The organism is Bacillus sp. FSL W8-0183, from assembly GCF_038006825.1.
In the GTDB taxonomy this organism is placed as follows: Bacteria; Bacillota; Bacilli; order Bacillales; family Bacillaceae; genus Bacillus; species Bacillus altitudinis.
In genome coordinates this window covers 1,185,890-1,207,217 of record NZ_JBBOVY010000001.1, presented here as the reverse complement: position 1 = coordinate 1,207,217, position 21,328 = coordinate 1,185,890, and the positions used below count along the sequence as shown (strand labels likewise).

At 41.9% G+C, this 21,328-nt stretch carries 18 protein-coding genes; 5 read left to right on the top strand and 13 right to left on the bottom strand.

Going from position 1 to position 21,328, the window contains the following annotated elements:
* Positions 1-23: 23 nt before the first annotated feature.
* Entirely contained in the window at positions 24-959 is a 936-nt protein-coding gene (locus NSQ64_RS06275) for a hypothetical protein (protein ID WP_041507476.1), read from the top strand.
* Positions 960-1,118: 159 nt separating this feature from the next.
* Positions 1,119-1,976, top strand: coding sequence for a GNAT family N-acetyltransferase (locus NSQ64_RS06270; protein ID WP_341015616.1), 858 nt, complete (start codon positions 1,119-1,121; stop codon positions 1,974-1,976).
* Between the two features lie 45 nt (positions 1,977-2,021).
* Here NSQ64_RS06270 and NSQ64_RS06265 read toward each other — a convergent pair whose 3' ends face one another.
* Genes NSQ64_RS06265 through NSQ64_RS06240 form a run of 6 tightly spaced genes read right to left on the bottom strand, consistent with a single transcriptional unit; the run spans position 2,022 to position 10,332 of the window.
* Positions 2,022-3,836: an IucA/IucC family protein gene (locus NSQ64_RS06265; protein WP_024720040.1), complete on the bottom strand. Its 1,815-nt coding sequence runs from the start codon at positions 3,834-3,836 to the stop codon at positions 2,022-2,024.
* 13 nt (positions 3,837-3,849) lie between these two features.
* Positions 3,850-5,199, bottom strand: a complete 1,350-nt coding sequence (locus NSQ64_RS06260; RefSeq protein ID WP_341015613.1) for a lysine N(6)-hydroxylase/L-ornithine N(5)-oxygenase family protein — start codon at positions 5,197-5,199, stop codon at positions 3,850-3,852.
* A complete protein-coding gene (locus tag NSQ64_RS06255) occupies positions 5,174-5,728 on the bottom strand; it encodes a GNAT family N-acetyltransferase (protein WP_163116400.1) in 555 nt (184 codons plus the stop codon). The genes NSQ64_RS06260 and NSQ64_RS06255 overlap by 26 nt, the downstream gene beginning before the upstream one ends.
* Positions 5,725-7,506 (bottom strand): IucA/IucC family protein, encoded by a 1,782-nt coding sequence (locus tag NSQ64_RS06250; RefSeq protein ID WP_268374004.1) that lies wholly within the window; start codon positions 7,504-7,506, stop codon positions 5,725-5,727. The genes NSQ64_RS06255 and NSQ64_RS06250 overlap by 4 nt, the downstream gene beginning before the upstream one ends.
* Positions 7,503-8,999: a pyridoxal phosphate-dependent decarboxylase family protein gene (locus NSQ64_RS06245; protein WP_341015607.1), complete on the bottom strand. Its 1,497-nt coding sequence runs from the start codon at positions 8,997-8,999 to the stop codon at positions 7,503-7,505. The genes NSQ64_RS06250 and NSQ64_RS06245 overlap by 4 nt, the downstream gene beginning before the upstream one ends.
* Complete coding sequence (locus NSQ64_RS06240) at positions 8,986-10,332, bottom strand: aspartate aminotransferase family protein (RefSeq protein WP_017360200.1); 1,347 nt, start codon at positions 10,330-10,332, stop codon at positions 8,986-8,988. Before NSQ64_RS06240 ends, NSQ64_RS06245 begins: the two co-directional genes overlap by 14 nt.
* Before the next feature lie 386 nt (positions 10,333-10,718).
* Here NSQ64_RS06240 and NSQ64_RS06235 point away from each other — a divergent pair, with 386 nt between their 5' ends.
* On the top strand, positions 10,719-11,255 hold the full coding sequence (locus NSQ64_RS06235) for a serine O-acetyltransferase (protein ID WP_017360201.1): 537 nt from the start codon (positions 10,719-10,721) through the stop codon (positions 11,253-11,255).
* Between the two features lie 167 nt (positions 11,256-11,422).
* Here the strand turns inward: NSQ64_RS06235 and NSQ64_RS06230 are convergent, their stop codons facing one another.
* The 3 genes from NSQ64_RS06230 to NSQ64_RS06220 form a co-directional block, all read right to left on the bottom strand.
* Complete coding sequence (locus tag NSQ64_RS06230; RefSeq protein ID WP_035392471.1) at positions 11,423-11,698, bottom strand: hypothetical protein; 276 nt, start codon at positions 11,696-11,698, stop codon at positions 11,423-11,425.
* Positions 11,699-11,761: 63 nt separating this feature from the next.
* Positions 11,762-12,322, bottom strand: a complete 561-nt coding sequence (locus NSQ64_RS06225) for a GNAT family N-acetyltransferase (protein WP_341015602.1) — start codon at positions 12,320-12,322, stop codon at positions 11,762-11,764.
* A gap of 14 nt (positions 12,323-12,336) precedes the next feature.
* Positions 12,337-13,203, bottom strand: coding sequence for a helix-turn-helix domain-containing protein (locus tag NSQ64_RS06220; protein WP_045034702.1), 867 nt, complete (start codon positions 13,201-13,203; stop codon positions 12,337-12,339).
* 113 nt (positions 13,204-13,316) lie between these two features.
* On the opposite strand from NSQ64_RS06220, the gene NSQ64_RS06215 reads away from it, so the two are divergent.
* On the top strand, positions 13,317-14,693 hold the full coding sequence (locus NSQ64_RS06215) for an MATE family efflux transporter (RefSeq protein ID WP_019743129.1): 1,377 nt from the start codon (positions 13,317-13,319) through the stop codon (positions 14,691-14,693).
* A gap of 85 nt (positions 14,694-14,778) precedes the next feature.
* On the opposite strand, the gene NSQ64_RS06210 is transcribed toward NSQ64_RS06215, so the two are convergent.
* The 4 genes from NSQ64_RS06210 to asnB form a co-directional block, all read right to left on the bottom strand.
* Positions 14,779-15,618 (bottom strand): phytoene/squalene synthase family protein, encoded by an 840-nt coding sequence (locus tag NSQ64_RS06210; protein WP_035700220.1) that lies wholly within the window; start codon positions 15,616-15,618, stop codon positions 14,779-14,781.
* Positions 15,611-17,086, bottom strand: coding sequence for a phytoene desaturase family protein (locus NSQ64_RS06205; RefSeq protein ID WP_024720031.1), 1,476 nt, complete (start codon positions 17,084-17,086; stop codon positions 15,611-15,613). Before NSQ64_RS06205 ends, NSQ64_RS06210 begins: the two co-directional genes overlap by 8 nt.
* Positions 17,083-18,600: a phytoene desaturase family protein gene (locus NSQ64_RS06200; RefSeq protein ID WP_160757892.1), complete on the bottom strand. Its 1,518-nt coding sequence runs from the start codon at positions 18,598-18,600 to the stop codon at positions 17,083-17,085. The genes NSQ64_RS06205 and NSQ64_RS06200 overlap by 4 nt, the downstream gene beginning before the upstream one ends.
* Before the next feature lie 147 nt (positions 18,601-18,747).
* Positions 18,748-20,589: an asparagine synthase (glutamine-hydrolyzing) gene (gene asnB, locus NSQ64_RS06195; RefSeq protein WP_268374026.1), complete on the bottom strand. Its 1,842-nt coding sequence runs from the start codon at positions 20,587-20,589 to the stop codon at positions 18,748-18,750.
* Positions 20,590-20,743: 154 nt separating this feature from the next.
* Between asnB and NSQ64_RS06190 the strand changes: the two genes are divergently transcribed.
* The gene (locus NSQ64_RS06190) at positions 20,744-21,271 is read left to right on the top strand and encodes a DUF2777 family protein (RefSeq protein WP_341015595.1); all 528 of its coding nucleotides are present in this window, start codon (positions 20,744-20,746) and stop codon (positions 21,269-21,271) included.
* Positions 21,272-21,328: the final 57 nt, after the last annotated feature.

Genomic DNA, 21,328 nt, shown 5'->3' with positions numbered 1-21,328 from the left:
TTACTTAAAAGGAGATGTTTGTCATGTTCAAAAAGAAGATCGGGGTTTTATTGCTTACAGGCCTCTTTATCGCTAGCCCTCTTTTCCAATCACCTGCTCAAGCAAGTGAAACTTCTACGAAACAAACAAAATATTATACAGAAGAATTGGAGCATTTGTATCCAGATAGTGATTATGCAAACAATGATACGATGGAAAAAGCTCAATTCTTACAGCACTCTCTTCATCTAAACAAGACCTATTTATATCACGAAGGCAGTATCTCTTCTATGAATGACATTGATTTTTACCGGTTCACCAGCTCTAAATTTGATGGAGCAGATGGCCGCTTTTCTATCAAACTCGTCAATGTGAAAGCTGGAAATGATTTCGATCTTTATCTTTACAATCAGAGCGGGTCACTCGTGTCTTCCTCTGTGCGGACAAACAACCAAAATGAAATCATCCATATGCCGAAAATTGCCGCAAGCACTGACTACTATTTAGCCGTCAAACCAAAGCAATTATTAAATGAAGAGGACAACATGTATCGTATTGTCTTTGATAAAAGTATTGAAAAAGGCACAACGAAACGATATGGATCACCTGCCACATTGAATAGTTTCAATGAAGCCGGATCTCCCAATTCTTCTTTTGATTTAAGCAGCTTGCCGCAGGATGCCGTTGTCACTGGCCTGTCATTAGAAGCTGAAAAAGGCAGTACAAATGCATATAATTATGTATTCACTGTCTCTTCCTTAAAAGGCGGAACAGTGAACGTACCTTGGAACGGTCAAAAAGTTGACATCTCTTCTTATAAAACAAGTCAAGTGCCAGCTAAAGACCGCTTTTTTGTCTCTTTTAATGCAACCGAGGTTCCTCAATTGATCGGTGGACGGTTAATCAAAGTAGGCGTTGTCTCAATTAAAAACTTACAGCTCACCTTTGAATATGAATACAACCGTGACCTCAATTATTAAACTATACAAAAGGAAAAGGGAGCACCGAAGCGCAGGACTGACACCGAATGCGAGGGTTTGTCTACACGCTGAAGGAAAAGGTATCCCCTTTTCCTTTTTCTTATGCGTTCTTATGGTACGATACATATAGAGAAATCAGCTAAGAAGGAGTTGCGTGTATTGCCAAACGTTATACAACGAACTTTAACCCTTGATGACATACCAGACCTTGTCGCATTGTCAAAAGAGGTCGACTGGCCTGATTACAATGCGGAAGAGCTCACATCTCTTTTAACAAATGGACATTTTACCGGTTTTACAACAACTGACGGACAAGTCATTTCATGCGCTGGACTTTTTCAGTATGACAGAGTGGCATCAATTGGGGCGGTCATTGTATCTGAGACACATCGAGGCCTCGGTCTTGCCCGTCAAATGATTGACACACTGCTTCGTCATAGTGATCCAAGTGTCCCTGTCGTTTTAACGGCTACTGTACAAGGACAGCCAGTTTATGAAAAAATCGGCTTTCAGACAGCCGGTTATATTCATACATACAAAGCACAAAAAACAAATCCTAGTGCGCTTCACCCGTCACATCAGATTCATCTTTTTCCCGCTGATCAAACGCACCTCCCGTCTATTGAAAGGCTGGATGAAAAAGGCGCAGGGACCAATCGATCAAACTTCTTAATAAAGCGAATGGAGCGAGCAGCATTTAAACTGATCGCAAAGGATGAACACCACGAAATCACCGGCTTCGCGTTTGGTGTGGAAACACCAGCTAATCTGATGATTGGCCCGCTTGCAGCAAACGATGAACAAACGGCGCTATCACTCATTCAATCACTTCTCACGTCTTATTCTGGCGCCTTTCGTTTAGATATGCAGGAAGAAACAGCTGAACGCCTGCATGCATCACTTGTAGAAGCAGGATTTACGAAAACAAACGTCGCACATTTTATGATGATTCGCGGGAACGAAAAGCAGAACGATTCAGAGCTTCTCTATTTTCTGGCCTCACAAGCATTTTCTTAAAAAATCAAAAAGCTGTAGACAGATGTTGTCTACAGCTTTTCTTTTTTATTTTTCGCCTACGGATGAGAGAACTTGAGCGAGTGCATTTGTGACCTTACCATGCTCTGATGCATGCGGCCGGTCATCTCCATCTCCATAGCCATAATCAATCATGCGATTACGGTTTAAGCAAAGCTTTGTCAGCTGTGGCTGGAATAGATCAAATAAAGCAAAACGATCTTTTAGCTGTGGAAATTGCTTTTGATACTGCTGAATTTCTTCTGCAAGCAAGCGCCAAAGCGTCGTTTCATCTAACAGATTGTGATTGTCTAACACGTTTGACACGTAACGAAGATTGCAAATAAACAGGCCTGTAAAAATAAATTGTACAAGACCCTCAGGCGGCTCACTACGCAGCACTTCCTTTAGATCTTCTTCTAATGAAGCCAATTCAGGTAGCGGTTGATCACTAATGTTCACATCATCAACAAAATCTTTGATCGCCAAACGATGCGGCTTGTGATCTTTTAATACAAGAATTGTATTTTGTCCGTGCGGTGAAAACACCGTGCCATATTGATACATAAAGTGCAGAAGCGGTGGCATGACAACGTGGAAGAATGACGCCATCCATTCTTTTGCTGACAGACCCGATTTTTCAATGAGCTGCTTCAGATAAGGCTCGCCTTCATGATCTTCATACGTCAGTGCCGCCAACGTAACAGGGCTCTCCCCTTCATCTAAATATGTATAAATGCTTTCTCTAAAAATGACCCCAAGCATTTCAAGGTATTGATATGGCGCACCAGGTAGCTTGCTGTAATAAGGATGATCAACATTGATACTCGCATTCTCACCTGGTAAAATCACGCGGCATACATCGGATAAAAAGGCGTCTTGATCGGCGATTCCTTTAATATGTGCTGTAATACGAGGAGCAATCACCGTCCGTTCTGATGGGAGCCCCCGGTACACTAGCGTATTTAAAATACTCATTGGCAGTTTAATATGATGCTTGCCTTTATTTGAGATGTTTGTAAAGGTTCTGATCGATTGCTGTGGAATATATTGATCCAGCCCTTCTCCTAAATACACAATACGGCGCATGGCTAAATCTTCAGGGAAATGCTGGATGATCATATGCGTCCACTGCCATTTATGAACAGGCATCATATAATAATCAGCCGCATTCAGCCCTTCATCCTTTAACACACGTTGGAATTGACGAATCGTGACTTCGTCTAATTCTTTGGCAATGATGTGCTCATAGTTCTCATGATCGACCGCATGGAAAGTCGCAAGTTCTCGGTGAACAGCAATCCAAGACAGCTGCACACATTCCTGCCTTTCAGGTGCATAGGCTAAGTAATCATCGTAGCTGAATCCAATACGCCCTTTGTTATAGACGATCCACGGATGACCAGTCATCTCGCCCTCAATCCATGCATAATCTGTATCTGTTAGCTCATCTGCACGAAGTGCTTTTTTCGACAGCAAATGAACATCCGCTAACAAGGTATGGTGAAGCTCTTTGATCAGATGACCAGTTGTTTCAGAAGACATTGGGATGATTGGCTGAATGTCTAGTAAAAACACAATGGCACTAACATCCTTTGTCCATGTTCCGTCTTGACAGCACTCGATCGATTCAGCAATCGTATCAAAACTATCAAACAAACGAGGTTTTGCGAGATAACGATATTTCTTCTGATCGTGAATGATTAATTCATATTGGGCGATGCCATCCTGATGATTTAGCTGAACGGGATGAAGCATATCCTCATACATATATTCGGACAGCATTTTTGCCACCATTCGCTGGTTTGCTTTTTTCCAAGCAGCAGGATTGACCGCTTTTTTCAATTCATCTTGTACACTCATCGGTTCATCCTCCTTACCCTTTGATTTCTTCAAATGTATTTGCGTGTTTATGTGTACCGAATGTCTGGAAAACATGCTTTTGATAAAGTGGATACACAGGTCGTCGAGCCAGTTCATTGATAATGACACTGTTTCGGTACGCCCCTAGCCCTAAATCTGGTGCGCCTACTCCATGTGTATGAAGCTCTGCATTTTGTACAAAAATATCATTCTCACCTAATGTGTTTGTTTTCAATCGATATTCACGTTCAACCTGGAAGCGTCCTTGATGATCCCACTGAATATGATGGGAAATCGGATCAATAAATGGTGGTAATACAGATTGATAGCCCGTTGCCAAGACGACAATGTCTGTCTCATGCGTAAAGGAGTCCTCTTTGACCCATTGATTGCATGAAAGCGATAAGCCGTCCCTCGTTTCCTCAATCAAATTGACTTCCGTCATCGCTTGCAGCACGGTGTTCAGCTGCTCTCCGCAAGCAGAACGTTCATAAAGCAAGTGATAAATATCTCGGATCATCGCTGAACTGATGCCTTTATACAGCAAATCTTGCTGCTTTAATAGCGCATCTTTTTTAGGCTGCGGAAGCTCATAAAAGAAATCAATATAGTCTGGAGAGAAATACTCAAGACCCAAATTTGAATATTCCATTGGGAAAAACCCTTTAGAGCGTGTAAACCAATGAATATCCTTCGCCTCATCGTCTGATAAAATGTCATAGAATACTTCTGCTGCACTTTGACCAGAACCGATGACCGTCACGGATTTTCCTTTAAAACAGCCTTCTTTCTTTCGTTTCAAGTAATCAGCAGAATGAAACACCCGATCCCCTAAAGCTGGCTGAAGAGATACTGGTACCGCAGGCTGTGTACCGATACCTAAAACAAGATGCTTACTTTCAAACACCTCTACCGTTTGATCTTTCACATGACGGACATGCACTTCATATCGTTTTTCTCCACCTTTTTCAACGATGGAGACAGATTCGACATTCATGCCAAATCGGCAAGAATCTAATTGATCCGCGACCCAGCGGCAATAATGGCTATATTCCTTACGCGGGATATGGAAGTCTTCTAGAAAGTAAAATGAATACAAACGATTTTGTTCCTGCAAATAGTTGAGAAAGCTATATTTGCTTTTCACATCCGCCATACTGACAAGATCCGCTAAAAAGGGGACTTGAAGTGTTGTCCCTTCAATGAGCATACCTGGATGCCAGTGGAACGCTTCACTTCTTTCAAAAAACAAAGCGTCAATTTCGTCTACTTCTTCAGATAATGCAGCAAGCCCTAGGTTAAATGGTCCAATGCCAATCCCAATGACATCCACTACATTATTTTGCTTGTTGAACCGCGTCATGGTTATACTTCCTTTCAAATCGATCTCGATGACAAAACATCAAAAGACCTGTTTTATCTGGTAAAGTGACTGGTTTCACACGTTCGAATCCACACTTTTCAAAGACATGAATCATTTTTTCGTTCCGAATATCTGGCTCAGCCACGATTTTTTCTGTTCGTTTGTTCTGCTCAAACTGAAATGCTGTCATGGCTTGAAGCATCGGAGCCGCAAATCCTTTCCCTACATAATCTGGCTCTCCAATTAACAGGTGAATGCCTTGATCATGCGGAGAAGGCTCATAGTACGATTCAATGATATCCCCTTTCACATTGTATGCTTCAAAATAGCTCATCGGCGTGCCATCAATGGTTCCTAAATAAAGGGTTTGATGCGGATCATGAATGGCCTGATAAAAGTGCTTTTCAAAAGCAGGAAATGGAATATTCAAATGCCAAAATGGGTGGACATACTCTTCTTGCATCCACTTGTGGACAAGCTGGACGTCCCGTTCATATTCAGCGCGAATGAACCCAATTCGATGCCTCATCCAATCAGCGCCTCCTTATGTAAAAAGAGCGGATTCAATACAGACGTGTACCTGGATTGAGTTTCTAAAGAACCCGTCAGCTCATCCATATCTTCAAACCGCGTGAGTAAGTTCGCTTTTGAAGGCAGCTCCTGTGACCGAAGAAGACTGTTCGTCAGCTCAGATGCACCATATGTCTCTTCATGCGCAAGCAGTGTGTCTCTAATCAGGGCTAATAAATCTTCTTCTTTTGCAAGCCCCTCTGTACCAAAACCATTCACAAGACCAAACAAATGATTAAAGAAGAAATAGTAACGCAGTCTCTCAACCGCTACATCGTCTGCACAAATGGTTTCACTTCTGACGCTTAAGTTTTGAACAAGCTTCGCAAGCTGATCCTTTTTCGATTCGCTATAATAGTAGCCTTGGTTGTCACGATAATAGAATGTGTGCGGATATCCATTCTTTAGCTGTACGACAGCATTTTGCTGATGGGCTTCAAGAGCAAGTCCATACGTTTCAAACAGCCAAAGCATCGGCTCTAACGCAATCGATAAATATTGTGTGAACCAATCACGGCTGACATCTTCTGTTGATCTGCCTTCAGCATCTGCTAATTCATGGATAATGCCTGAAAGGCGTGATTTTTCTCCATATGCATGATCCTGACATAGCCCTGCAATTAAGCTTGCCCCTTTTTCATGATGCAAAAATGGATTTTGACGAATGACGACTTCAAAGCCAGATTCCGCCTCATCCCCTTGAATAGATAGATACGCAGGATCTTCAATCACACGGAATCCAGAGAATTTGTCATATAAAGAAACGCCTAATTCTGTTTTTAAGATACGAGACATCTCAACTCCACGATCAAGTTCCTTTTGTTTGTTAACGCGTAAAGAGTTTGTGATCTTTACAGGGACAGAGAATTTAAGCATGTACGCAGAGTCTTTTTGATAGACCGTTCTAAAGGAAGATGTCGCTGTGTATTCAGATCCTAGCGGCCCTAAATACGTCAGCATCCCGTCCTCTATATAACGCTTGACGAACGCTTTCTCCATGACCACTTGGACTTGTAGCGGATGAATCGGAATCAGGACATATTCACCGCCTTCTGTTAACGTCGTCAGTCTCTCTTTTTCTTCTGGCATCTGGCGCATGATCTCCTCAAACATGAGACTTGCCGCAGATTGTGAAAGAGAAGAATCCTGAAGCACAATTGACGGATGTGCTTTAAAGTAATGAAGCTGGAAAGAGCCTTTAAGCTCAGGAGAATAAATAGCTTCCTCCTCTTCTGTCATTCCTTGTCTGCTTTTTGGTGTAGGATGCGTTAAATGCCCAAGAAGAAGTGACTGCTCCGCTTCAATATATTCAAAATCAGCTGAAGAAAGAGCCGCTCGATCACTTTCTCTCTCTCTGATGAATCGTTCAATATTCCGGCAGCTTAAAATGATGCGAAGCATGAACTCATCCTCTGCATCTGTGCGGCCATATTCAATGAGAAGTTCCTTTGAACATAAAGCAACAAGTGTGGTGTAATCGATGATCGTTCCCTGTTGCTCACTGCCTTGCGGGCGAAAGCGAACGGGAAAATCAAAGAGATGGCGGCCTACAGGCGAAAAATATCGAATCGGAATGACAAGCTCAAGATCTTGTTTTGCTAATGCTGCTACAAATACAAGTGAGCCGTCTGCTTTTGTCTCTTTCTTTGCAGATCGATCAATTCCTGTTTCACGTAAAAAACAGTTTAAAAAGCTTTGCATAGTTGCATTTTCAGCCATTTGTTTATATTGACTCAACGTAGTACCCTCCCGGATTGAATATGAGCGATCCCGATATCAACAATGTCAGAAAGGATTTCCTCAATATGTGTAATAGTCGTTCTCGGATTTAACAAAGTGAATTTTAAGCAAGTTTGACCATCGGCTACTGTTTTTGCTACGACAGCCGTTCCAGTTTGGAAAAGTGTGCGATGAATGATTTTATTGATGTCCTCTGCTTGATGATCATCTATAAAACGAAACACGACTGCATTGATTTCTGGATCAGGATTGATCACCTCAAGATGCTCATTTTTCTCAATCAACGTAGCCACATCTTTCGCAAAATGGATGGTATGGTCAATGATACTTGCAAATCCTTCTTCTCCAATCATACGCAGAGAGAGAAGGAGTTTTAGCGCATCAAACCGGCGCGTCGTCTGAACAGATTTATTCACGAGATGCAGAATGCCTTCCAGTTCATCTTCCTTTGGATTGAGATAATCTGCGTGGTAATCAATCAAACCAAAATGTCTTTTATCCTTTAGTAAAAATGCCCCGCAGGAGATCGGCTGATAAAATTGCTTATGAAAGTCAATCGTGATCGAATCAGCCAGCTCGATGCCATCTAATTTTCCTTGGAAGGCTTTGCTTAATACAAGCGCTCCTCCATAGGCAGCATCTGCATGAATCCACAAACCGAAAGGCTTCACCATGTCATATATGTCACGTACAGGATCAATACTGCCAAAATCAGTTGTCCCGCAAGTCGCCACGACTGCAAATGGAAGCAAATCCTGCTCTTTAAGCTCCATAAGCTTCTTCTGCAAATCATGCAGGTCCATTCGGTGATGTTCGTCCGTCTCAACTAACACAACAGCCTGTTCACCTAAACCTAGCTGATATGCTGATTTTTTCACAGTGAAGTGGGCATTCTTGGAGCAAAGAATCCGCATACGGTTTGCCTCGCTCGGCAACCCTTTCTGCTGTACATTCCATTGCCAAGTGTTTTCACAAAATGCATCTCTTGCTAAAAGCAGTCCCATGTAGTTAGATTGGGTTCCACCGCTCGTAAAGGTCCCATCTGCTCGTTCTCCATAAGAAAATTTTTCACATAACCACTTGAGGATTTCCTCCTCAACCAAAGATGCAATGCCGCTTTGATCAAAGGAATCCATTGATTGGTTAAAGGAACTTACGATCACCTCTGCTGCCAGAGCAGGAATAAGAGGTGGGCAATGCAAATGTGCCAGGCATTTAGGATGTGACACATCAACTAAATGCGGTAAAAGGTGATTTTTTATATCTTGAAAAACAGACTCAATGGATTCACCAGCCGGTTGAATCTGGAATAACGATTCGACATGAGCCGCTAATTTCCCAGGCAATATTCCGCTATACGGTCCTCTGCTTGTTTGCCACTCTGCCAGTAAGCTGTCGATGGATGTGTAGAGAGCCGCTTGGAAGGACTCCCTCCCAAGCTGGCTTTGTTGAATAAATAATGAATCGACAGATGGTTTAGTTGACTGCATCGTAAACTGCCTCTTTAAAAATCGTGATGACTTTTTCAAGCTGTTCTTCTGTCATGATCAAAGGTGGTAAGAATCGAATCACACTTCCAAAACGGCCTCCTGTCTCCACAATTAAGCCTTTATCAAAACAATTCTTTTGAATGAGACTGGCTAGCTCTGGATTTGCTGGATAACTGCCGTCCACATCCTGTTTCTCATCTGGATTCACAACTTCAACACCAATCATTAATCCTCTTCCTCGTACATCACCGAGAGCGGGCACTTGTTTTTGAATGTCTTTTAGATTGGCCTGCATACGCTGACCAAGCGCTTCTACATGATCAAGCAGATTGGTTTCTTTTATATATTTAAGCGTAGCAGTTCCAGCTGCCATCGCCATTTGATTTCCTCTGAACGTGCCAATGTGTGCACCTGGATTCCATTGATCTAAGTCTTTGTCATAAATCACAACGGATAGCGGAAGGCTTCCCCCAATTGCTTTTGATAACACAATGACATCTGGCACAATACCAGCATGTTCAAAGGCAAACATCTTACCAGTTCGGCCTATGCCTGATTGAACCTCATCAATAATAAGTGGAATTCCTTTTTCTTTTGTGATTCGTCTCATTTCTTGTATCCATTCAATTGATGCCGGGATGGAGCCGCCCTCCCCTTGCACCGCTTCAAAGATCATGCCTGCTGGCGGGAGAATTCCACTCTCAGGGTCATTTAATACACGCTCAATATAAGAGCTTGAAATGCGATGTGAGTCTTTACCGCCAATTCCAAATGGGCAGCGGTATTCATATGGATAAGGCAGGAAGTGAACATCTGGCATTAATCCTTGTACTTTTTCTTTTGGCGATAAGTTGCCGCTTAATGACATCGTGCCATGTGTAGCACCATGATATGCTCCGTGGAATGATAGAATGGAACGATTTCCCGTCGCTGTCTTGACTAATTTAATTGCTGCTTCTATAGCATCACCACCAGTTGGTCCACAAAATTGAATTTTTGCTCTTTTTGCAAACTCTTCTGGCAAGTGAGAAAAAATCTCATTCACAAATTCTTCTTTAATCTCTGAAGTGATGTCCAGCGTATGCAACGGTCTTTTTTCATGAAGCATACGTTCAATAGCATCTATAACAACCGGGTGATTGTGACCAAGGGCAAGTGTTCCTGCACCTGCTAGGCAGTCATAAAATTCTCTACCATCTGCATCTGTCACGATCATACCTTCGGCTTTTTGCATGGCTAATGGGAACCGTCTCGGGTAAGACCTTGCATTAGATTCTCTTTGACTTTGTTGCTCTAAAAATTGCTGATTTTTAGAAACGGTTTTGATGGACATAATAAAACACTCCTCCAATTGATAAAGATTATCATTTTCATTTACTAGCCTAGAGGATGTAAGATACGAAAGTCAATTGTATTCAAAAAGATGATTCTAAAAGCATATGAATGCTATATTCTCTTTTTAACGAGTAATTTCGTGTATTTTTTACAAACATCTACAGCCATAAGGCGATGTAACGTTTGAGCATGAAAAATGTTGAAAAAAATTACAAATCAATTCTCCTGGTTCTTTTGCTCTATGCGTTGTAGCTCCCTTGTTTGATACGGGACGGCCGAATGAAATGAATGTAGTAAAACAAAAAATGAATGTTATTTTATCTTGATATAAATGGTTATGATGGTATAATTTCTCTGAAACGAAAGGGAATCGAGGGAGATCTGATGATTTTAACGAAGCATGACCTTCACCACTACTTGGCACAAGATCAGAAAGCACTTGCCATCAATCGAAAAAGACCAAAGTGGCTTGGGGATGATATTTGGAAATATCAAAGATATTTACGAAAATATGAGTACTATACGAATAGCGGTGCTACGTTACGCAAATGGTTTTATCGTTACTTACATAAAAAGAAAGGCATGCAGCTTGGCTTTGATATCCCAATTGGTGTATTTGGACCTGGGCTCAGAATCAACCATACTGGGCTGTTGATTGTGAACAAGCATGCCAAAATCGGCGCGTTTTGTGATATTCATCAAGGCGTAAATATCGGTCAAAACCATCATGAAAAAGATGTGCCCGTCATTGGAGATCATGTATGGATCGGCCCTGGCGCTAAACTGTTTGGAAATATTTATATTGCGAATCATATTTCCATCGGAGCAAATGCAGTAGTGAATCGCTCCTTTCATGAAGAGCGGATTGTCATTGCAGGTGTCCCTGCTCAAAAAATAAAAGAAAAAAGCCCTTCTTTATGAAGGACTTACTTGACCAAAGCAGTGAGCCACATGAGATAAAATAAGATGGATAAACATGAGGATCATCCTGCCCGAGCCCATCACCATTTATCCTATGATGCTTTGGCGCAATCAAACCATCAATCGGTAGCAACTTGAAGTGAAACAAATCACCACAGCCGTACTCTCTAATTTGCGTTGGAGTACCCGAAGACCAGCATGAGAAAGTACAAGACAAAGACGAGGATGGCAATCGCATAGATGAAAATGGACACAATCAGTACTGTCCAGCCCAATCCTTTTCGTCCTGTTTGAATGAGATATATTCCAAGTGTGAAGAGCCCGAGTAAAAGACCTAAGATGGCCCATAACCATTTATTTTTCCCGTGTTTTGGTGCATCAACGAATAGGTAGATTGCGACTAATATGGATACAAACCAACCTGTAATCCATTTCACATTCATCCGCCACCCTTCTTTTTCAATTTATTTAATCTTACTATACTTTTTTCCTAATCTTAAAAACAACTATTCAAATGAATGATTCGGAAGGCTTTGCCATTCTTCTCTCAGCATCCCATACCGCATCGAATCATAATACTCCCCTTGATAGTAACGAACCTTACGCAGTCTTCCCTCAAGGATAAACCCGCATTTCTCTGCGCAACGCATCATGCGTTCATTTCCAGACCAGGTAGTCAGACCGATGCGTGGGATATCAATGTGTGAAAAAAGTTCATCGATCCATAGACGCAATGCCTTTGTTCCAAAGCCCCCATTCCAAAAACGTGAGTCATAAATAAGAATCCCACACTCCAGCCAACGTGTGCGTTCATTCTCCCAATAATAAGAAACTGTACCCTTTAATTCACCTCCGACATCAATGCCAAATAGTTTTGGCAGGACAGAATCATCCTGTAAATAGCGTTTTTTAAATGCAGCGAGCGATATGTCATGTTCAATAAAATATGGTGCATTCCACTTTCGATAAGCCTGGTCTGGCGCTTTAAACCTTAAATGCCATACCACTTCTAAATCGGTTTCGTCTAATGGACGTATGCTCACAATCTCTTCTTTTTTTCCTTTCATCTGTTCACGTTCCTTTACTTTGTCGTTCTTTTAGCAAGATGACGATACTCGATAGGCGTCATGCCTTCATTTTGCCGAAACAGCTTTGAAAAATAAGTAGGGTCATCAATGCCTACATGTTCTGCAATGAGAGCTATTTTTTCATTCGTTGAAGCAAGCAGGCTTTTGGCTTTTTCAATTTTGAGTCGATTGATGTACTGGCTCGGCGTCAGTCCGTACACGGTCTGCATGCACCTTGTCATGTAATCAGGATGATAATGAAGAATCTCTGCCAGCTTCTCCATCTGTAATTTTTGCGTAAAATGACGTTCAAGATAGTGAACCACTTCTGAAGCGACAGTCTCCTTTGCACTTGGAATATGAAATGCTTCTTTTTGTAAATGAATGAGCATTTCCTCAAATTGAAGCTGCTTTTTGAGCTGAAGTTCAGACGCATCATCATTTAAAGCGCGCATCGCTGAAAGATGCTTCTGTAGCACGCTTTCCCCTTTCACTTTTCCTTTTCGGGGCAGACGAAATTCATAGCTTGCTGCTTTTTCAAAAGTGGCTTGATTTTGCTTCATGTCAAACCAGTGTTCTCTCGGCCGATCTGTAAACTCAAATGAATCAATTGAAAAATGCAGCCACTCATAAAGTGTTTCTTCTTTGCATGGCAGATGTCCACCATGGGCAAGTCCCGGTGATAAGATGATATATTCTCCCTCTTTTACGTGATGAGGCACCTCGTCTTCTGTGATCCACAGTTCACCTTTCGTGACATAAAGAAGATCAAATACGGTGAAAATTCTGGAGATATGTCGTTCTCCTCGATGGAATACACCTTTGCCTGAAGCAATATAGACTGGAAATGGCGGTACAGTAAATGTAATAAACGGACCCATATTCATCCCCTTATGAAGTCGGATTTCTCCAATAAGTTTCGGTTTCATCTCTTCTTATTATAGTCGATGCAAGGTACACTATAAATCGGATTTATACGAAAGAAGGCGATGTGATGAAACCACAAGCACTGACAATACAAAAGGTTCAAGCCAAAAGTGAAAAATCCCACCCTTCATTATTTGCATTAACTTGGCCTATTTTTATCGAAATCTCTTTATATATGCTGATGGGGAGCGCAGATACACTGATGCTCAGCCAGTATTCTGACAATAGTGTTGCCGCAGTAGGGGTAAGCAATCAGCTATTAAATCTATTGATTGTGATGTTCAGCTTCATTACGACTGGGACGACGATTGTCATTGCGCAGCTTTTAGGAGCGAGCCGCAAGCAGGAAGCGACCCAAGTTGCCTATGTATCACTAGGCACCAACTTCCTCATTAGCTTTGTGATCAGTCTTCTTATGTTTGTGTTAGCTGTGCCCATCCTGCATATGATGGGATTATCAAGCGAGCTCATGCCAGATGCAACCGTCTTTTTACAGATTGTCGGCCTGCTTTCTTTTATTCAGGCGCTCATTATGACCTATAGTGCTATTTTAAAAAGCTATGGATTCACGAGAGATACGATGTATGTCACCATCGGTATGAACTTGTTAAATGTTGCTGGTAATTATTTGGTCATCTTTGGACCATTTGGCTTCCCTGTATTAGGTGTCATGGGTGTTGCTCTTTCCACATCATTTGCACGGTTGATCGGTCTTACAGCCATGATACTCATTGTTCGACACCGCATTGGATTGCGGTTTTCATTCAAACGAATGTTTTACATCCAGCGAACGCATTTAAAAAAACTGCTAAAAATCGGCATTCCTTCTGCTGGAGAACAACTTTCTTATAATGGTTCTCAAATGATTATTACGCTGTTTATCACATTTATGGGCACGCAAGCACTGGCAGCAAAAGTCTATACCCAGAATTTGATGATGTTCATTATGTTATTTGGTGCCGCCATTAGCCAAGGAACACAAATCTTAATCGGGCGCCTGATCGGGGCGAAAGAATTTGATGCGGCCTATCGAAGATGCATGAAAAGCTTATACTGGGCCATTGCCATCTCACTTCTTTCTTCTACTGCTTTATCTTTATCATCGACGCATTTACTTACTTTTTTCACTAGCAACAGTGAGATCATTCAAATAGCGAGTCTCCTCCTCATATTGACAATTATTTTAGAGCCTGGACGTTCTTTTAATATGGTCATCATCAACTCCTTGCGGGCAGCTGGTGACGCGAAGTTTCCAGTCTATATGGCGATGATTTCAATGTGGGGCATCGGCCTTCCGATCGCTTATTTATTAGGCATTCAACTTGAGATGGGCCTTATCGGGGTTTGGATTTCTTTTATCGTGGATGAATGGGTAAGAGGTATCTTCATGTATAGGCGGTGGCGTTCAAGGGTATGGACGGAGTACCGGTTTACTTCCACATAAAAAGGACTGCGGGTGCAGTCCTTTCAGATTGTTGACAAAGGGCTAAAACGAACGAACTCTATTTTACCCCTTTGTCTTCTTTTCATTACGTAATATCTTCTAAAATAAGTGCTTTTTCTTGTGTTGAAATATATGACCGCTTCGTAAAGACGCGGTATTCGTTTTCTCTAGTTTTATCTAAAATAGCCTTATAAAAGTGAGCAGCTGCTTTCACTGGTATCCTTGAATAAAGTGGGAATTCATGGAGATGGTCAAAAAATTCCTCATAGTACGCCTCTGCCTCAAAAGCAATATATTCCCATACATGCTGGAAGGCTTGATTGACGATCCCTTCTTGTAATTCTTGCTCTGTATACCCAAATTGATCCATGACTTGTTTTGGCAAATAAATGCGGTTCCTTTCCGCCTTATCCTCACCAATGTCCCGAAGAATATTGGTCAACTGCATGCCAATCCCAAGGGAAATCGCAGCTTCTTTTAGCTGTTCTTTTTTACGCGGTGCAATGATCGGAAGCAGCATTAATCCAACTGTACTTGCGACATGATAGGAATAGATGAGCAGTTCATCTAACGTTTCATATCGATGCTGCTCTAAATCCATCTCCTGTCCTCGCAGCAGGTCACGGAATGGGGATTCATCCATACGAAACTGTTGAAATGTATACTCCAGCGCCACCCACATTGGATCATCACGATCTACTTCTCCTTGCAAGAAACGATTAAATGCCTCCTGAAAAGACGCCAGTTCTTCCTTTGGTGAAGGAGACTCATCTACAATGTCATCCGCTCTCCTACAAAAAGAATATACGGCCCAAACAGCCTGTCTTTTCTTTTTAGGTAGCATGGAAAAGGCACGATAAAACGTTTTTGAATGGGTTTGAATGGTCTCTTCACATATTTTCAATGCTGTTTGCACATCAACCACTTAGCTTCACTTCCTTTCTGTTGTTCAGCTCTTTAAGCAGTACAGAAGCCATGAGCTTTGCACTTTGCATCACGATCGGTACCCCGCCGCCGGGATGGATGGATGCACCTACCGCATATAGATTGTCTACATCTGCAACCTTTACTTGTGGGCGAAACACACCTGATTGAAACAAATTAGGAGCGAGGCCAAAGCTGCCGCCTTCAAACAATCCTTCTCGCATTGAATCATTCGGTGTTCTCACCTTTTGCCAGACAACCGCCTCTCGCAGCTGTGGAAAGCCTCTTTTCTCAAGACGTTCCACCATTTTATCCACAAAGTCTGTCTCTTGTTCCCAATTGATGTGATCTCCTGATGGAACAGGAATGAGCATATATAGGACACTGCTGCCTTCTGGGGCAAGGGATGGATCGATGGTCGATGGATTAAAAGTATAAAATGATGGATCTTGAGGTATCGTTTTCGTTTGGAACACCTCTCTCATATGCTGATCAAAGTGTTCTCCCATGAAAAATTGATGAACAGGTGCTTCATCGTATACTTTGTTTAACCCTAGATACACCATCACGCAGCCGGAGGATGGAACGTATTTACGCCGGTCTTGTTCACCTAAACCAAGCTGTTTTAACGCCGCTGGATAATCTCCGTTCATCACAAATGCATCAGCTGCTATGTGCTCATCATTTATTTTTGCCTTGACCACACGTTTCCCCTCAAACTCAAATTGTGCGACTTCTTCACTTTTTCTTATGTGTACACCCGTCTTTAAGAGCTGTCTCTCCAATATATCTACTAAACTCGCATATCCGCCTTTTAAATAGTAAATTCCGTGTGCGTGCTCACTATATGAAACAAGCGAATAAATGGCGGATGCTTCATACGGATTTCCTCCGACATAGAGGGTTTGAAGTGCATATGCATCTCGGAGGCGCTCATCTGAAAAATATTTTTTGAGAGAACTTTGAACGGTTCGATATGCTTTTAATTTCATTAAAATCTTCATGTTCGCTTTTGTAAAAAAGGTTCGTTTTTCATGAAATGATTTTTCTAGAAAAGCTTCCTGCCCTTCTTGAAACCGATCCGTCATTTCTTGCATAAATGTTAAATATCCCTGTTCTTCCTTTGGAAATACACGTTTGATTTCTTCTAGTTGTCGCAGTGTATCAGAGTATTTCGTATAGGAGGTTCCATCTTGATAGTGGATCGTATACAGCGGATCGAGCTGCAAGAGATCAAGAGATGTTTCATCAATGCCTACGTCATGTAAAATGCCTTTTAACATATCAGGAAGTAGGACAATGGTCGGACCTTCATCTACTTTATATCCTTTCTCACGTACAAAAGCAAGTCTCCCGCCGAGCCGTTCATTTTTTTCAACAAGGGTGACATCATGTCCAGCTTTTTTTAAATAGAGGGCTGAGATCATTCCGCCAATACCGCCGCCAGCAATCAATATATGTTTTTTCATGAGGCGCTCCCCTTTTCTTGATGTGGCACTCTTTTGTGCGTATGTTTCTCTTTTGACAGAATCGCATTTGTCGTAATACGCGCTGATTCTAAAATGGTTGGCAATCCGCTGCCTGGGTGGGTTCCTCCACCAACGAGCCAGCAGTGTTTCAACTCATCAAATTCATTATGCGGCCTGAGTACCATCATCTGCGTCAACTGATGACCAAGATTAAATGTAGCTCCTTCATATACATACAGCTCTTCTTCCCAGTGCTTCGGTGTGATCATCCGCTCGACTTCAATATGCTGCCTGATATTCTTAAAGCCTGTTTTCCGCTCCAGCGTATCCAGCACAAGCTCTCTAAATTCTTCTTGATGCGCTTCCCAGTCAATACCGCTTTGATTATTGGCAACGGGTGCTAACACATAAAGAGCGGACTTGCCTTTTGGCGCAAGCGAATCATCTGTCACACTTGCATTTTGAATATAAATGGACGGATCATCCGGCAGCTCAAAGGTTTTCGTAATCTCTTTGACGAACTTCGCATAGTCATCGGAAAAAACGATGGTATGATGTGGCTCATCATATATCGTATCTAAACCTAGGTACAGCATAAAGGTGGAACATGAGAATTTTTTCTTTTTCAGTTTCTTCTCGCTATATTTCTTTAAAAGACCCGGCTCTACAAGCTTTGTCATCACGTGTGCAAAATCACCATTTACGACCACCTCATCTGCTTGTATTTCTTCACCAGTTTCTAAGCGAATGCCCTTCACTTTCCTGCCTTCCGTCAGTAACTTGTCAACTCCAGTTGATAGATGAAGGGTAGCCCCAGATTCAACAGCTGCCTTTGCCATCGCTTCTGACAGCTGATTCACTCCGCCTTTCGGATGATAAACGCCTGTGTCATGCTCCATAAAGGAAAGAATTGAGAACGCTCCTGGGCATTCCCAAGGTGACATCCCTAAATATTTTGATTGGAATGTAAAGGCATATTTCACTGATTCATTTGAGAAATAATCCGACAGCACATCATATAAGCTTTTATTTAATGAGAGCTGAGGAAGTGCTTTGATGACTTTTGGACGCAAATAATGATGGAAACGATCCATTTTACTTTGTAGAATCGGCGTTAGGCGGTCCATTTTTCGTTTTGTATCATTCATAAAACGTACATACCCCTCGCCCTCACCAGGTGCAAAGGCTTCTAGACGTTTGTACATTTCGTCTCGATCTCGAATCATATCAAGCTTCTCATCTTGAAAGATTAATCTATACATTTCTTTTAATTCAATCACATCTATATAATCATAGAGATTTTTACCGGCAAAGGTGAATAGTTCCTCTGCAATATGAATCATACTGAGAAAAGTAGGACCTGTATCAAACGTGAAATCACCAAGTTGAAACTTAGAGTTACGTCCGCCAACAAAGGACTGTTTTTCATATATATGAACATCATGTCCTTTGCTTTGCAACATCATAGCTGCTGCAAGTCCCCCTGGTCCTGCTCCGATCACAATGATTTTCATTATCCTTTTTCCTCCAAATTAATTCACTTTAAGTTAATTATACAAATTGAAGCGGTTAGATCAACTTTTGATGTGCTCTAAAAGTCTCATGTTATGTATCAAAAAAGCCGACTTCCTTTCAACAAGTGCAAGAAAGCCGACCCTTTGTTATGCTTCTATATCAATTCGATATGTTTCAAACCAATGATGAATCTGTGCCAAATGGGCAATGAGCTGTGGGCCTTTCATTAACTGACCATACCAAGGAACCTGGAAAGAAGCCCCTTCTGTTTCAATCAGCTGTTTTAATTGATGTGGATCTAAAAATTCATGAAGCACAGAATCCTTTTGTGCGAGACAATCTGTTAACATCTCTTTTACCGCCTGAGTATAAGCAGGATGATGTGTTTTCGGATAAGGGCTCTTTTTGCGATAAAGCACTTCATTCGGTAAAATTCCCTCTAATGCTTTTCTCAAAACCCCTTTTTCCCGATTTCCATACATTTTCATTTCCCAAGGAATATTCCATACATACTCAACAAGACGATGATCTGCGAATGGAACACGTACCTCAAGGCTCGCCCCCATGCTCATACGATCTTTTCGATCCAGCAGTGTTGTCATAAACCAAATCATATTTAAGTAAAAAAGTTCTCTTCGGGCTTTATCTACTCCAGTTTCTCCATCTAAAAGAGGGGTTTCTGCCACGGTTTCTTCATATTTGCTTTGCGCATATTCCTTCAGTGATAATTTCTTTTGCCATGAGTCTTGAAGAAGCTGAATGCGTGCTTCCGTTGATCTCATCCACGGAAATCCATTGGTTTCGCTTGCCATGTGAAACCATGGGTAACCTCCAAAAATCTCATCTGCACATTCACCTGATAAACCGACAACAAAATCCTTTTTAATTTCTCGGCAGAACCATAGTAAGGATGAATCAATATCTGCCATCCCCGGCAAATCTCGCACTTCAACCGCTTCTCTCAAATAAGAAGCCAGCTCTTTTTGCCCAATGATACAGCTGTGATGATTCGTTTGAAACGCTTTGGTCATTCGATCAATCCACGGCCCGTCAGCATTGGGCTGGAATTGACTTGCTTCAAAGAATTGATCATTTCCGTCGTAATCAACGGAATACGTATGCAGCGGGGCTTTCCCTATTTTCTCAAAGTGCTTGGCGGCAATGGCTGTAATGGCACTAGAATCCACTCCACCCGATAAAAACGTACATACAGGCACATCAGAGACGAGCTGTCTTGTAACAGCATCCGTAAAGAGTTCCTTCACGTGCTGAGCGGTGTCATCAAGCGAGTCTGTATGCTGCTTGCTTTTGACATTCCAGTACCTCCACACACGCAAACCATCTTTTGAGAAGGTTAAGGCATGAGCAGGTCTCAGCTCTTTCACCCCTTTAAATACGCCTTGCCCTGGTGTTCTAGACGGCCCTAAACCAAAGATTTCTGATAACCCTTCATGATCCACTTTGGCTTTCATTTCAGGATGAGCCAGAAGTGCTTTGATTTCTGAGCCAAACAAAAAGGAATGATGACGTTCTGTATAGAAAAATGGCTTGACACCGAGCCGGTCTCTCGCTGCAAATAATAATTCACGCTCACTATCCCAAATGACAAATGCAAAAATTCCATTAAAATGGGTCACACACTCTTCCTTCCATTCTGTATAGGCGTGAAGAAGAACCTCTGTATCAGAATGCCCAAGAAAGCGGTGCCCCCTTTTGAATAATTCTTTTCGTATATCCTCCGTGTTATAGAGTTCTCCATTGTATACCACCGTATAATCATGGTGTTGATGGGTATATGTCATCGGCTGCTTTCCGCCTTCAACATCGACAACGGCTAACCGTTTATGGCCAAAAAGAACGTGCTCACTTTTCCACGTATTTGTATCATCCGGCCCTCTTTTAGATAATGTATCTGTCATTTGATTAATTACATGATCCTGTTGGATGAGCTGCTTTTTAAAGTCTGCCCAGCCTGTTATTCCACACATCATCATCAGCTCCCATCCGTTTTTCATCAAGTGTTCTCATTTAGCCTTTCTTAGTTTATGCATCGTCTCCTTGATAGTTGATTTGTCCTTTTTTCCCTGTGTATAAGACAAGCTTCATTTGGTAAGAAAAGAAAGAGGAAAGGAGGTTTTGCGAATGGAGAACCGAATGACATATCTTCAGCAAAACCACCCAAAATGGTGTAACGGGTACTTACTGATGGAAAACGGTCATTGTCTGATTGAAGACGAAGAAGGAGACATCATGCTGCCTGAAAGCCTTCAAAGTTCTATGATCTGTTTGAAAGAAAAGGATCGATGGACAAAAGGAGAATTGCTCGGGTCTGTCGTTCTTTGTGATAATGGGAAGTTGATGGAGGTAAAAGGCGGTGAACGCATTCAATATACAGCGTCTCTTCCTAAAGGGTGGCTTGATTTGCTCATGTTCGTACCAGAAAGCGTCTTTTATCAGATCATTGACTATGTAGAACAGCTTGGCTTTTCCGTCTATGATTGTGTCTTCTCTTCCTTCCATCCTTCTCATCGCGTGTCTTTTTTTCAGTTTTCAGGAGACATGCAATCACTTGCCCTTCAATGCCACCATCATTCGGGTACAAATCAAGTTCAATTGGAATGGACGACATCTGACGGTCACCGGCTGATGTCTCAGTTTGATCTCACATAAAAAGGGCACTGCTTTTTGTTTGAATCAATAGGCTTTGGATGTAGTGAATGAGTCAAC